This is a genomic window from Vibrio sp. Isolate32, assembly GCF_022397955.1.
Classification (GTDB): domain Bacteria; phylum Pseudomonadota; class Gammaproteobacteria; order Enterobacterales; family Vibrionaceae; genus Vibrio.
This window is the reverse complement of sequence record NZ_JAKEUQ010000083.1, coordinates 1-681: the sequence shown is the minus strand read 5'-3', so window position 1 is coordinate 681 and position 681 is coordinate 1. Positions and strand designations below refer to the sequence as shown.

1 rRNA gene is annotated in these 681 nt (G+C 36.7%); it reads right to left on the bottom strand.

Annotated features, from left to right (window positions below):
• Window positions 1-435: 435 nt before the first annotated feature.
• Window positions 436-551: ribosomal RNA gene (rrf, locus tag L1D11_RS22520) — 5S ribosomal RNA — on the bottom strand.
• Between the last annotated feature and the right edge of the window lie 130 nt (window positions 552-681).

Below are 681 nucleotides of genomic sequence, written 5' to 3'. Positions count from 1 at the left end.
AATACTGACTTCAAAACTAATATTCATTCGAAAATGAACATGTAATTCTAAAGCTATTACCCCTCTCTTCTTAAATAAATAGGAACAGAATGGTAATGAATTGACTGTGCCGATAATAAATTATCGATTGGTCACTCAGTTCATTGAAATCATTTTGATTCCGAAGAATCTGTTTTATCTAACGATAAAACGTTTTGATATTCATCAACGAGTGCCCACACAGATTGATAGGTTTAAATTGTTAAAGAGCTTGTTCTCTAAAAAGAGAACGCTTTCAGTGCCTTAGCACTTAAGCAGGACGCGTATAATACGCTTTCTACTTTGAAAGTCAACATAAAATACTAAGAAAACTTAGAACCCTATGGTGACTTGTCTACTTAGTAGACAAAGTCGCTATTTTGTTTTCATTTTTCTAAAAAATGAAAGTAAATAGAAGCCTGGCGATGTCCTACTCTCACATGGGGAAGCCCCACACTACCATCGGCGCTATTGTGTTTCACTTCTGAGTTCGGCATGGAATCAGGTGGGTCCACAATGCTATGGTCGCCAAGCAAAATTTTGCTTTTACTTCCAGTTTTAAACACTGAAGGCAAAATAATCTGGAAAGCTGTTTTTCGTTCTCTTCAAACGCATTCAAGGTCTGTCTTTCTATTGAGTCCACAAAACCCCTTGGGTGTTGTA